At 47.7% G+C, this 11,947-nt stretch carries 12 protein-coding genes; 1 reads left to right on the top strand and 11 read right to left on the bottom strand.

The window, feature by feature from the left end:
- Positions 1 to 166: 166 nt before the first annotated feature.
- Positions 167 to 493, top strand: coding sequence for a ribonuclease E inhibitor RraB (locus ACXAH1_RS18390; protein WP_475198647.1), 327 nt, complete (start codon positions 167 to 169; stop codon positions 491 to 493).
- Positions 494 to 532: 39 nt separating this feature from the next.
- On the opposite strand, the gene radD is transcribed toward ACXAH1_RS18390, so the two are convergent.
- The 11 genes from radD to nrdR all read right to left on the bottom strand — a co-directional run bounded on the left by radD (position 533) and on the right by nrdR (position 11,902).
- Positions 533 to 2,269, bottom strand: coding sequence for a DNA repair helicase RadD (gene radD, locus ACXAH1_RS18385; protein WP_475198767.1), 1,737 nt, complete (start codon positions 2,267 to 2,269; stop codon positions 533 to 535).
- 142 nt (positions 2,270 to 2,411) lie between these two features.
- Positions 2,412 to 2,717, bottom strand: a complete 306-nt coding sequence (locus ACXAH1_RS18380) for an H-NS histone family protein (protein ID WP_475198646.1) — start codon at positions 2,715 to 2,717, stop codon at positions 2,412 to 2,414.
- Positions 2,718 to 2,917: 200 nt separating this feature from the next.
- Positions 2,918 to 5,995, bottom strand: coding sequence for a diguanylate cyclase domain-containing protein (locus tag ACXAH1_RS18375; RefSeq protein ID WP_475198645.1), 3,078 nt, complete (start codon positions 5,993 to 5,995; stop codon positions 2,918 to 2,920).
- 28 nt (positions 5,996 to 6,023) lie between these two features.
- The gene (locus ACXAH1_RS18370) at positions 6,024 to 6,509 is read right to left on the bottom strand and encodes a phosphatidylglycerophosphatase A family protein (RefSeq protein WP_475198644.1); all 486 of its coding nucleotides are present in this window, start codon (positions 6,507 to 6,509) and stop codon (positions 6,024 to 6,026) included.
- Positions 6,510 to 6,521: 12 nt separating this feature from the next.
- On the bottom strand, positions 6,522 to 7,481 hold the full coding sequence (gene thiL, locus ACXAH1_RS18365; RefSeq protein ID WP_475198643.1) for a thiamine-phosphate kinase: 960 nt from the start codon (positions 7,479 to 7,481) through the stop codon (positions 6,522 to 6,524).
- Between the two features lie 44 nt (positions 7,482 to 7,525).
- A complete protein-coding gene (gene nusB, locus ACXAH1_RS18360; RefSeq protein ID WP_010382792.1) occupies positions 7,526 to 7,936 on the bottom strand; it encodes a transcription antitermination factor NusB in 411 nt (136 codons plus the stop codon).
- An 11-nt stretch (positions 7,937 to 7,947) separates the two neighbouring features.
- A complete protein-coding gene (ribH, locus tag ACXAH1_RS18355) occupies positions 7,948 to 8,412 on the bottom strand; it encodes a 6,7-dimethyl-8-ribityllumazine synthase (protein WP_054015454.1) in 465 nt (154 codons plus the stop codon).
- 116 nt (positions 8,413 to 8,528) lie between these two features.
- Positions 8,529 to 9,641: a bifunctional 3,4-dihydroxy-2-butanone-4-phosphate synthase/GTP cyclohydrolase II gene (gene ribBA, locus ACXAH1_RS18350; RefSeq protein ID WP_475198642.1), complete on the bottom strand. Its 1,113-nt coding sequence runs from the start codon at positions 9,639 to 9,641 to the stop codon at positions 8,529 to 8,531.
- 33 nt (positions 9,642 to 9,674) lie between these two features.
- Positions 9,675 to 10,331 (bottom strand): riboflavin synthase, encoded by a 657-nt coding sequence (locus ACXAH1_RS18345; RefSeq protein WP_475198641.1) that lies wholly within the window; start codon positions 10,329 to 10,331, stop codon positions 9,675 to 9,677.
- A gap of 6 nt (positions 10,332 to 10,337) precedes the next feature.
- Positions 10,338 to 11,453, bottom strand: coding sequence for a bifunctional diaminohydroxyphosphoribosylaminopyrimidine deaminase/5-amino-6-(5-phosphoribosylamino)uracil reductase RibD (gene ribD, locus ACXAH1_RS18340; protein WP_475198640.1), 1,116 nt, complete (start codon positions 11,451 to 11,453; stop codon positions 10,338 to 10,340).
- Positions 11,450 to 11,902, bottom strand: coding sequence for a transcriptional regulator NrdR (nrdR, locus tag ACXAH1_RS18335; RefSeq protein WP_010382799.1), 453 nt, complete (start codon positions 11,900 to 11,902; stop codon positions 11,450 to 11,452). Before nrdR ends, ribD begins: the two co-directional genes overlap by 4 nt.
- Positions 11,903 to 11,947 lie beyond the last annotated feature (45 nt).

Raw genomic sequence — 11,947 nt, 5'->3', positions numbered from 1 at the left:
TCGCAGTGACATTATAATACCACAGCAAGATAACGCTGACATGGAGTGGATGTACTTATCACTGTGTTATTTTTGCGCGCTTACATGCAAATTTTTGCGGTCAGTGCTTTTTATTTTGTGTTGGATAGCGGACAATATCAGCAGCTATATTAACTTGAGTATGATTATGCAATTCCCTGATGATGACAACGGCCAGCTCCTGTCTGAAATTGCTGCAGCCGGTGTAGATCTCACCCAGATGCACAGCATCGATTTTTTTATTTTGTTCGAACAAAAAGCCGACGCCGAGCGTTTTATGAACGCCATCGCAGAAGATGAGTTAGCACCAAAAACCAAATTGGATACCTGTCCGGATACCGGTGTATGGGAAGTCGTTACTTCTGTGACTATGGTGCCCGAGCACCAGCTGTTAAGTCAGACCGAGCAATACCTTGAGTCTATCGCAAACAGCCACGAGGGCTATGGTGACGGGTGGGGAATACTCGCCGAATAACACTCAGACCTGAGGTATGCAGAGCCCAAGTGCTCTGCATTAGCTTTTGTCTGCGGTACGATAACTGCCCTGATAATCAAAAATCTTTTCTGTGACCTGCCAGCCATATTTCTTATGTTGCCGGGCAATTACAAAATCTGGCGCCGACAATAATGTGGCATCCACCTGCTCAGCATCAGCCCAGGTACTCACACGCACACCCGTACGACAGTGCTTTTCAAACTGGCGAACAAAATAGCCGCGGCTCGCAGGCTTAGCAAAGTCAAACACTTCGCTCACACTGGCCCCGTCCTCATCGAAATACGTAATTTTCAGCAACTGCGCTTTAACCACTTCCCCGCTCAGGCCGCTGCATCGTAGCACCATGGCGTTTTTCAGGTTCAATGCAGCTCTCAGTTTATCGTCCGGATCCGTCAACATGACCCCGCAACTGTGGCACTGACGTGCAGCGATATCATTTTCTGCACCACAGCTGTCACACTCTTTAAATTTGAAACGATAATCACATTGCTGCTCATTGCCGTCATCGTCCTGCAACAGCCCCTGACAACGCCGACCAAAGTGTTCAATGACTCGCCCTTGTTCGTCGTATTTGCCCCAGAAGACATTGCCAAACCCGCAGCCGGGACACAGCACTTGTACAGGTTCATTGTCCGAATTCGGCTTCTTACTGCCCACTTCAGGGTGAAACAGGTCAAACTCATTGGCAGCGTAATCAATCACCAGACAGTCTTTCTTGCCCTCACTCAGACGCAAGCCTCTCCCCACTATTTGCTGGTACAGACTCACCGACTCTGTGGGCCTTAAAATTGCAATGACATCCACATGTGGCGCATCAAAACCTGTAGTTAATACCGATACATTAACCAGGTATTTGATCTCTCGGCGCTTAAAGGCCGCGATGATCTCATCTCGTTCGTGGTTATCTGTATCACCCAGCACCAGTGCTGTTTGTCCATCAGGTAAATACCCTTTAATTTCTTTGGCATGTAAGACGGTTGCAGCAAATATCATAACACCGTGGCGCTGTTCACTGATGGACATTACGTGTTCAATGATGCTCTTGGTTGCCCGGGTATTGCTTTGCAGCAGCTGGTTCATATCCGTTTCGCTATATCGCCCAAACGCATTACTGTCTAACGCTGAAAAATCATAATTCTCAACCGCGGGATCAAGCTGCTTAGGTGGCGTCAGATAACCGTTTTTAATCATATAGCGCAGAGGTAATTCGTAAATACAGCGTCGAAAAGGGCTAGTATCACTGCCCCGAACAAAGCCGTGATAGTGACGGTGATACACCCACCCACTGCCAAGCCGATATGAGGTTGCCGTCAGACCAAGTACCTTTAGCGCCGGGTTAAACTGCCGTAAGCGCGCAATCACTGCCATATACTGGCTGTCGTCTTCACCGCTAACCCGGTGACATTCATCAATAATCAGCAAAGAATAGAAGGTATCAATGGCCTCTAAATTTCGAGCCAATGACTGCACACTGGCAAATGTCACCTGGTGATTCAGCTCTTTTTGTTTTAAACCAGCGGAGTAAATGCTCGCAGATAAACCATAACTCTGATATTTCTCGGCATTTTGCTCAACCAACTCTTTGACATGTGTCATGACTAGAATTTTGTGCCTGGCCAATCGAGCCAGCTGTGCGATAACCAGACTTTTACCTGCCCCGGTTGGCAGAACAATTACCGCACTGTCATCTGACTTTTTAAAATGAGCTACGGTATTTGCAACGGCTTCTTCTTGATAGGGTCTTAGTGTGTAAATAGGGACACCTGACTATATTAACGACAGAGGGTTTTGATTAAGGTATGGGCTAACGGGATAAGAAATATGAACCCAGAAAAGGTATCTTTAACCACATAAGCCAGCCATTTAAATAATATGACTGGCTTACACGGTGCGGTAATTAGATTTTGTAATCTTCTAAGTTAACGTCAACAAAAGCTTTTGGTGTTTTACCGCGACCAGTCCATTCAAATACTTCACCGTCTTTTTCAATGCGGTATTTTGGACGTACTTTGCTGCGCTTATCAGTTGCTGTTTCGGAAGCAAAATCTTCTAAAGACAATCCTTTTTCTTTAATCAGTGCCAAAACTTCTTTTTTGGCTTCTTCCTGTTTTGCCTGCTCATCAATGGCGGCTTGGATAAGCTCCAGCGCTTTATTCAAATCACTGTAACTTGCAGTCTTAATAAAAGATCTTATTTCACGCATTGGATTACTCTCGTAGATTGTTGAATTTAGAATTTTATGAGTTAATTAAGCTCGGTATATAGAGAGTATATTATATTTATCTCTTTTCAAATTAAAAGTAGTTAAATTTATAATATCCATTGATAATTACTCAATATTAGCCTTCAATTAAACTCAGCGCTTGTCTCAACACCGAACATTGGCCTCTACTGTCACAACGACTAACGCATCCAGACCTTCACTTCTGCCAGACCATTAGACTGTAACAGCTGCAACTGAGATTCAACATTTTGACTTTGCTCAAATTCAAACGCATCAAGCTGTTCATCAAATGTAATGGTGGCTGCGCCATCCCCGCCCCGTTGTTTCACTTCGTGTAACGCGATATCAGCGAGGTTAACAGAGGCTTCCCAACCAATTACCTGCCCCCCAAGTAACGGCAGAGGATAAAAGGACCAGCCTACCGACACGCTCAGATTCAGAGATTTTCCGTTGGGCAACTTAAAATCAAACTGAGCAATCGCTTTACATAGCTCGCTGACATACCGTTCAACTTCAGAACATTTGAAGTCCCTCAAAAGCAGTAAGAACTCATCACCACTCCAGCGCGCGACATAATCTGATCCCTGAGTACGGGTATTGAGCAAAGTTGCCAGTTGCTGTAAACAGCTGTCACCACCAATTGGGCCGTAGGCATCGTTGATTTTACTGAAACTATCAATATTGAGGATCATCAGTACCAGACTTTTATCCTGCTGCCGCAAAGACTGCGCATTACGCTGATAGTGCTCAATATCCTTCGGGAGTTGATCAAACAAAAAGCGGCGACTTCGTAAACCTGTCAGTTCATCTGAGTGGCTGACCAACTTTAGCTGAGTGTTGACCTGATTGAGTTTATCATTGGCTTTTCTAAGCTCTGTCGTACGTTCAGCAACCAGGGCTTCCAGCGCGGCTTGCTTGCGTCGCTCCTGAGTACGAAATACCCAGAACACAAGATAAAACAAAAACATAAAGCCGCAGGTGATGATTAAGCGGAAAAATACGGTTTCATCAAAACGCTGTGGCAATTGAAGGTTAAGCGACAAGTTATGTGCCTGCTGCCAGTCCTGGCCACGCCGCTTTACCTGTAGTAAGAAGGTAAAATCACCAGGCGGCAGGTTGGTATAAATGGCTTCACGCCGGGATTGCGCATCGCGCCACTGGGCATCGTGACCTTCCAGCTTGTAGCGGAACTCAATGCTTTGCGGCGCATAAAAATCGATGGCCGTGTAGCGAATGGTCAGGTCCCGTTCACTGGTGTCCAGCTCAACCGGGCCTTGCAGCCTGTCTGGTGTCAGATTACGTGTGGCAGTGACAATACTTTCAAACTTAGGAGCCAGCTCTGCGGCGCTGAATAACTGTACTTTTTTAGGGATGCGCACGATGCCCTGCAAGCTGGGATACAAAAGATAATCATCCTGCTCAACAACGGCATCATGACCTAATCCCGTACAACATTGACTCGGTACACCATCCAATTGCCGATCAAAGGGGTTAATGACCTGCTCTACCTGCAGGTTTTGCACGGGCTCACGGAACTGTGCAATCGGCATGCGATACACGCCTTTCATGGTGCTGACCCAAACCAGCTCCTGCGACTTGTCAAAGTGCAACGATAAGATCGGCCCGTAAGGTAACCCGTGGGATGCATCAAGCTGATGCCAGTCCCCATCCTGGCTGCGATAATACAATCCATCGTAAAACGTACCGACCAGGGTTGCACTGCCTTCAACATGCAAGATACTGGTGACATAGGCAGATTCAAGCGATGTCTGTCCACCTATTTTTTCTATGCCACGTTCATTGTATTTATAGGCGCCCTTATCCGTGCCGATAAATCCAAAACGCGGAAAATCTACAACATAGGTAATAAACTGGCTGCCCAGAAAGGCATTGTAAGTAAAAGGTGTCAGACCACTGTAATCTAACCGGTAAAGACCCCGTCCGGTACCCAGCCACAACCCGCCCTGATTGGAAGGTGTCAGAGTAAAGACCTGAGTCTGGCGAAACTCACGATTAGGGATAGCAAGCAGTTTGTCATCTTCATAAATAACCACGCCACGGCCAGTCCCCAGAAACAAGCGCTCGCCGATGAACTCCATGTCGTGAATTTCCACCCCATTGAGCTGAGATGCACTGATCACAGGTTCGTAATTATCATTGCTATCAAGTCGGCCAACCCCCTCTCGGGTAGCAACCCAAACATTCCCTTGCAAATCTTGTGTGATAGCAGAAATCGCCTGCTCCCGCTGTGGGCCGACAGAGAAGCGCTCTACCCGCCCGGCATGTGCCAGCCACAGACCTTCGTTAATACTGGCCATCCACACATTGCCGTCATCATCAATAAAAATGTCGGTAAACCAAATTCCCTGGTCCAGCTGCGCCAATTCAACATATTGCCATTGACCACCACTTTCTTTGTACAACAGCCGGCCATAGGTAGATACCCACATACCTCCTTGCTGATCGCTCAAAAACTTATAGGTCGCGTTGTTACCTATTTCGTCGTAGCGCCTGAGCACCTCATCAAAGTCGAGAAAATATGCTCCCAACTGAGAAGCGAGAAAAAGCTTACCGTCAATCCATGCCAGATCATGAATATTGGTTTGTGCCAGCTGACGTGGCAGTGATATTTTGCTGGATAGCTCCAGCCGCATGTCATTGGAGCCCATAGACTGGGACTCACTGATCCGCAACAAATGGCGTTCGTTAACCAACCAAATACCCTGCGGGGATGAGGTCATTTTTGTTACAGAGCCGACAATTTGACTGATGTGTGTCAGGGAGAGTTTTTTACTGTCGAGGTTATTTTCAGCTAAGGTCAGGCGTTTAGCTGACACATAATATAAGCCATTTGCTGCAACCCAGATATTACCATGATGATCTTCGAGAATATCTCTGACTTCACCCTGGACTTCGAAACGCTCGGTTGTAAGGGTTTGCGGATTTAATCGGGTTACCCCTCTACGGGTGCCAATCCATAGCATACCAAAGCGGTCAACAAAGAGCTTATTAACCGCATTGCTATCCAGAAACTCACTATTTTGCGTTGTGTAGTTACTGAACTGTAAGCCGTCAAATCGACTTAGTCCAAACTGTGTACCAAGCCAGATATAACCTTGCTGGTCCTGAACCACACTCTTGATACTTTGCGATGGTAGGCCATTTTGCATACTCCACTGTTTAACAACATAATCATTAATTGCCGCATTCACACCTGTGGTGAATATGCATAGCAACAGTAGAAGTATAAATCGCATAGGCTCCCTCTTCGTACCCGTAATTAAATTAGCCGCCCAGGACACCTGTTTTAAACAAAGCTTGCAAACAAATCAATGAAAAAATCCCGGCAAGCAGGTCATCTGCCATTATTCCCAGGCCACCATGCAGCTTTCTATCCAGTATTCGAATTGGACCTGGCTTTGCAATATCAAAAAAGCGAAATAATAAAAAACCAACCAGCAGCGACTGCCAGCTAATTGCGGCCCCAATCATAGTGATATAAAACCCGGCGACTTCATCCCACACGATTGCTGGGTGATCATGTACGCCGACATCACGAGCAGTCTTGCCACAGATCCAAAACCCCGCCAGACTGAGCAAAACGGCTAAAGTGATCTGCATCCATAATGGCTGCCCCATTGTCAGCAGAATAAATGGCAGTGCTGCTAAAGTACCAAAAGTACCGGGGGCTTTAGGTGCTAACCCTAAACCAAACCCCAGCGCTAGAAAATGATGTGGGCGTTTGAGGTTGAATGATAACGGCTTATTCAAACCTGCTCCTAATTAAAAGTGTTGATAACCGCTACGCGGTAATGGGCATTTTTCCCCCGCTTGCAGCAACTCTAGTTTGCCGACCGACGCGGTAACCTGACCGATGCATACAGGCTCTACACCATACTGACGAAGACGCGCCTCGACGGCGCCTTTATTGCTGTCATTCACGGTAAACAACAGTTCATAGTCATCGCCATACGCCAGCCCCAGTTCATGACGCAAAGATACAGGCTCTAATTGCTGCAGAGTAGGTGACATTGGTACATCTTCAATATTGACCAAAGCGCCGACTCCTGACTTGTTCAATATGTGCTGCAAATCAGCTAGCAAGCCATCTGAAATATCGATGCAGGCAGTTGCCATGCCCCGCAACACTTGTCCAGCCGCTACTCTCGGGGTTGGGAAATGTAACTTTTCTTCAAGGCGCTTTAACTGAGTTGCTTCTAGCGGTAGCTGACGCTTACGGGCTTCAATTGCCAAAGCGGCATCACCCAGCTCTCCCGTAACATAAATCCAGTCACCCACTTTAGCGCCAGAGCGCGTCAGTGCTTTGTCATTTGGAATGATCCCTTTGGCACAGATAGTGATGGTCAGCGGGCCCTGAGTTGTGTCCCCACCTATCAGCTGAACATTGTAATACTCTGCAATTTCATGCATACCCTCGGTAAACGCTTCCAGCCAATCCATATCGACCTCAGGCAGAGTTAAGCCAATGGAGATCCACGTTGGCTCTGCGCCCATAGCGGCAAGATCGCTGAGATTAACGGCCAAGGCACGATGACCTAATGCTCTGGGTGGAATGTCTTCGAAAAAGTGTACACCGGCAACCAGGGTGTCTGTGGTAATGGCAAGTTGGTGCTTGTCAGGAACCGTCACTATGGCACAATCATCACCAATGCCAACCTTTACATCACGACGCGCAATGCCGCGCCCCTTGAAGTAATGATTGATTAACTCAAATTCCTTCATACATTAAAAAAGCCGGCCCATGCCGGCTCTCCTCACGGTCTCGATTACTTGCGGATTATCTTAACCGCTTTGTCCAGTACGCCGTTGACAAATTTGTGACTGTCTTCAGCACCAAACATTTTCGCCAGCTCAATCCCTTCGTTAATGGCGACTTTGTAAGGGACGTCTTCGCGGAATTTTAACTCGTAAATGCTGACGCGTAATACAGCTTTTTCAACCATATCCAGGTCATCAAATGGACGAGACAAATGCGGCGTCATCAACTCATCTAGCTGTTTGCAGTTTACTGCAACACCACGTGCCAGATCTTTGAAGTACTCTACATCAACCTTTGAAACGTCGTTTTCGATCAGCATTTGCTGCTCGATATCAGCAATGGGGTTGCCACTTAGCTGCCAAGAATATACTGCCTGAAGGGCAAGGACACGCGCCTTACGTCTAGCTGCTGGTTTCACTGAGATTCCTCTTAAATTTGCTCTAGCACGTTCACCATTTCCAGTGCACCAAGTGCAGCTTCGCCACCCTTGTTACCCATTTTGGTTCCCGCGCGCTCGATGGCCTGCTCAATACTTTCCGTGGTTAACACACCAAAGGCAACCGGGATATCGTAGTCCATAGACACGCTCGCCAGGCCTTTGTTTGACTCATTTGCAACCAGGTCGAAATGAGGTGTACCGCCACGAATGATGACACCTAATGCAATGATGGCATCGTGTTCTTTTTTCATTGCAACACGCTTAGCCGCTAAAGGTAATTCTACTGCACCCGGTACATACACAACAGTGATGTCCTCGTCCTTTACGCCACCTGTACGTTTTAACTCATCAACTGCGCCTTCTAACAGGCTGCTACCAATAAAGTCGTTAAAACGAGAGATGACAATGGCAAATTTCTTGCCCGGTGCGTATTTATTACCTTCGATGATTTTCATTAGATGATTCCTAATCTAGTATAAGCAATTGCCAAATTGAGGCGCATAATAGCATAGAAAAAGACGAAACGCCTACAGGGAAATCCCCGTCAGGCGCTCGTTGTGCTATGAGTAAATTATTGAGGTTCGACGTAATCGACAACTTCCAGATGGAAGCCAGACAAGGCATGGTATTTTTTCGGCAAGCTCATCAGGCGCATTTTGCTGATCCCCAGATCGGCAAGAATTTGCGAGCCCACTCCCACTGTTCTGGATGTCCCCTGAAACTTACGGTAGTTAGGCTTCTCACCGGCATCCTCCGCCGCAAACGCCTTCACCAATTGCTCCAGGTCCTCTGTTTTCTCTTGTTTGCCCAGAATAACCAAGACGCCATTGTTGTCGGCAATGTATTTCATTGCTCCATGTAGCGTCCAGCTGCGGTCTGCACTGCGGTCGGATAACAAGGTATCATTGAACGTGCTTTGCAGGTGAACTCGCACTAAAGTTGCCTCATCGGCACTCACTTCACCTTTTAATAATGCGTAGTGCAGCTGATTATCTATGGTGTCTTTATATGTCACCAATTTAAACTCACCATATTCGGTAGGCAGCTTACATTCTGCGACTTTTTCAATCGTCGTTTCATTGAGGTTACGATATTCGATTAAATCGGCGATGGTGCCAATTTTGATATCGTGCTCTTTAGCAAACACTTCCAGTTCGGGACGTCTGGCCATTGTGCCATCCGGGTTAAGGATCTCAACAATCACTGAGGATGGTTCAAGACCCGCCAGGCGCGCCAAGTCACAACCTGCTTCCGTATGGCCAGCGCGGGTTAACACGCCACCAGGCTGTGCCATGATCGGGAAAATATGGCCAGGCTGCACTATGTCTTCTGGTACCGCACCTTTAGCAACAGCCGCCTGCACTGTACGGGCACGATCTGCTGCCGAGATACCTGTGGTCACGCCTTTAGCGGCCTCAATCGACATAGTGAAATTGGTTGAGAACTGGGCGCCGTTATTTTTAACCATCAGGGGCAAGTCTAACTGCTGACAGCGCTCTTGCGTCATCGTCAAACAGATCAGGCCGCGGCCATAGGTCGCCATAAAATTAATTGCTTCTGGCGTGATATGCTCTGCCGCAATGATCAGATCGCCTTCATTTTCCCGGTCTTCATCGTCCATCAGAATCACCATTTTACCGGCTTTAATGTCATCGATGATTTCTTGTGCGCTGTTTAAGCTCATAATCTTCCCGTTAGTAAGTGCGTTATTGGCAAGTTATTTAATAAAGCCAGCTTTGGCCAACAAGCTGGTTGTGAGAGTTGATTGCTCCGTATCGGCCGGTACACCTTGGACCAGCCTTTCGAGATAGCGCGCTATCTGGTCTACTTCCAGGTTGAGTAATGTCCCCACCTTAAAGTCAGCGATGGTGGTCTCTTGTGCTGTGTGTGGCACTATTGTCAGTTTGAATTTGTCTTCATCCAACTCATTGACTGTCAGACTGATCCCATCAATCGCCACTGAGCCTTTGTACGGAATGTATTTCATTAATTGCGCTGGCGCTTTGAGCCAGTATTCTGTAGCACGCGCATTCGGCTTAACGGCCACCACTTCTGCAATGCCATCAACGTGGCCGGATACTAAGTGGCCACCAAGCCGTGAGATCGGTTGCAAGGCTTTTTCCAGATTAACGAGCTGGCCAACCCGGTACTCACCAAAGCGAGTCAACTTGAGCGTTTCATTTGATACATCGGCACGAAAACCGTCAGCGAATTTTTCAACAACGGTCAGACACACACCATTAGTGGCGATGCTGTCACCCAGCTGCACATCATCCATATTCAAGGTGGTGCTGGTAACCCGAACACTCAGGTCTCCCTGCTTAAGGGTCAGCGCTGTTAATGTGCCTGTTGCTTCAATGATGCCTGTAAACATAATGCCTTACTTACCTTTTTTATGTGCCGTTATGCGGATATCCGTACCTATCGGCGTCATCTCTGTGAGCGTTAACTCTGTGACCTGGCTCATTGCCTGTAAAGGTGCACTGTTAAATAAGTCTTTACCGTCTGTACCGATAATTTTAGGTGCCAGATAAATTAAGTATTCATCAATCAGACCCTGCTGATGCATAGCCCCGGCTAAGGTCGCGCCGCCCTCAAGCCAGACCTGATTAATATTCCGTTCGGCCAGAGACGCCAACGCCGCGTGCAGGTCAATTTTACCGGCACAGGTCTTAATCTTAATTTGCTCTACGAAATGTGGCCAGTTGTGCTGATTATCAAGGTCTGAACGTAAAATAACGACTGGCGCGGGTATTTTAAACAGAGCCAGTTCCGGGTGAAGACGGTTTTGTGAGTCAATAATCACCCGAACGGGTTGACGCCATTGCTCAACAGGTCGCTTGATATCGGTCAGCTCTTCTGCGCGGACATTGAGCCGAGCATCATCCATCAGTACTGTATCAGCGCCCGTCAATATTGCGCAACTTTGCGCCCGCCCCAGCTGCACATCGCGTCGCGCCGCGGGTCCTGTGATCCATTTACTCTCGCCATTACCCAGGGCCGTTTTGCCATCCAGACTCGCAGCCAGCTTACAGATGACATAAGGCAGGCCTTGCTCCATCCGCTTTAAGAAACCTTTGTTAAGTGCCCGCGCCTGTTGTTCAAGTAGTCCCGAAGCTGTTTCTATCCCCGCCTCATTGAGCATCGCAAGTCCTCGCCCCGCAACTTCTGGGTTGGGATCGACCATCGCAGCGATGACTTTACTAACGCCGGCTTCGATCAGGCCTTTTGCACATGGTGGTGTACGGCCATAGTGACTGCAGGGTTCAAGTGTTACGTAGGCCGTCGCGCCCTGAGCCTGCTCGGCAGCCTCTCGCAGAGCATGCACTTCCGCATGTGGCTCACCGGCACGCAAGTGAAACCCTTCACCGACAATTTCGCCGTTATTAACTATCACACAGCCGACATTGGGGTTAGGTGTGGTCGTAAAACAGCCCTGTTTAGCCAACTCAATGGCGCGTGCCATAAAAGTACGATCGGCTTGTGTAAAACTCATTCATCCCCCAGTCTGGCAATTTCTTCACCAAACTCTTTCACATCTTCAAAGCAACGATACACCGAAGCGAAACGTACGTAGGCCACTTTATCGAGTTTTTTGAGCGCTTCCATAATACATTCACCCACCAGCTGACTGGGCACTTCTCGCTCACCGGTAGCACGCAATTGAGATTTTATTTGATGAACGACTTCTTCTATCTGCTCAGTGCTCACCGGGCGCTTTTCAAGCGCTCGATGCAAACCATTTTGCAGTTTATCTTCATTAAATGGTTCTCTGGAGCCATCTTGCTTGATCACTCTGGGCATCACCAACTCGGCCCCTTCAAACGTGGTAAAACGCTCGTGACATAAAATACACTCACGCCGCCTGCGTACCTGGTGACCCGAGCCAACTAACCGTGAATCTATCACTTTGGTTTCTTTTGCCGTACAAAAAGGACAGTGCATAAACACTCACTATGAAAAACTGACAAACGCCCAATCTGCGCTGGC

The organism is Pseudoalteromonas sp. AWH4_217, assembly GCF_056161105.1.
The sequence above is the reverse complement of the archived record's forward strand: the minus strand, read 5'-3'. Positions and strand labels throughout refer to the sequence as shown.

What these genes read in the sequence shown, in the direction of transcription:
- ribH (WP_054015454.1), bottom strand. Translation starts at nt 8,412, where the DNA reads ATGAAAATCATCGAAGGTAATAAATACGCACCGGGCAAGAAATTTGCC.
- ACXAH1_RS18390 (WP_475198647.1), top strand. Translation starts at nt 167, where the DNA reads ATGCAATTCCCTGATGATGACAACGGCCAGCTCCTGTCTGAAATTGCT.
- nrdR (WP_010382799.1), bottom strand. Translation starts at nt 11,902, where the DNA reads ATGCACTGTCCTTTTTGTACGGCAAAAGAAACCAAAGTGATAGATTCA.
- ribD (WP_475198640.1), bottom strand. Translation starts at nt 11,453, where the DNA reads ATGAGTTTTACACAAGCCGATCGTACTTTTATGGCACGCGCCATTGAG.
- ribBA (WP_475198642.1), bottom strand. Translation starts at nt 9,641, where the DNA reads ATGAGCTTAAACAGCGCACAAGAAATCATCGATGACATTAAAGCCGGT.
- ACXAH1_RS18375 (WP_475198645.1), bottom strand. Translation starts at nt 5,995, where the DNA reads ATGCGATTTATACTTCTACTGTTGCTATGCATATTCACCACAGGTGTG.
- thiL (WP_475198643.1), bottom strand. Translation starts at nt 7,481, where the DNA reads ATGAAGGAATTTGAGTTAATCAATCATTACTTCAAGGGGCGCGGCATT.
- ACXAH1_RS18380 (WP_475198646.1), bottom strand. Translation starts at nt 2,717, where the DNA reads ATGCGTGAAATAAGATCTTTTATTAAGACTGCAAGTTACAGTGATTTG.
- ACXAH1_RS18345 (WP_475198641.1), bottom strand. Translation starts at nt 10,331, where the DNA reads ATGTTTACAGGCATCATTGAAGCAACAGGCACATTAACAGCGCTGACC.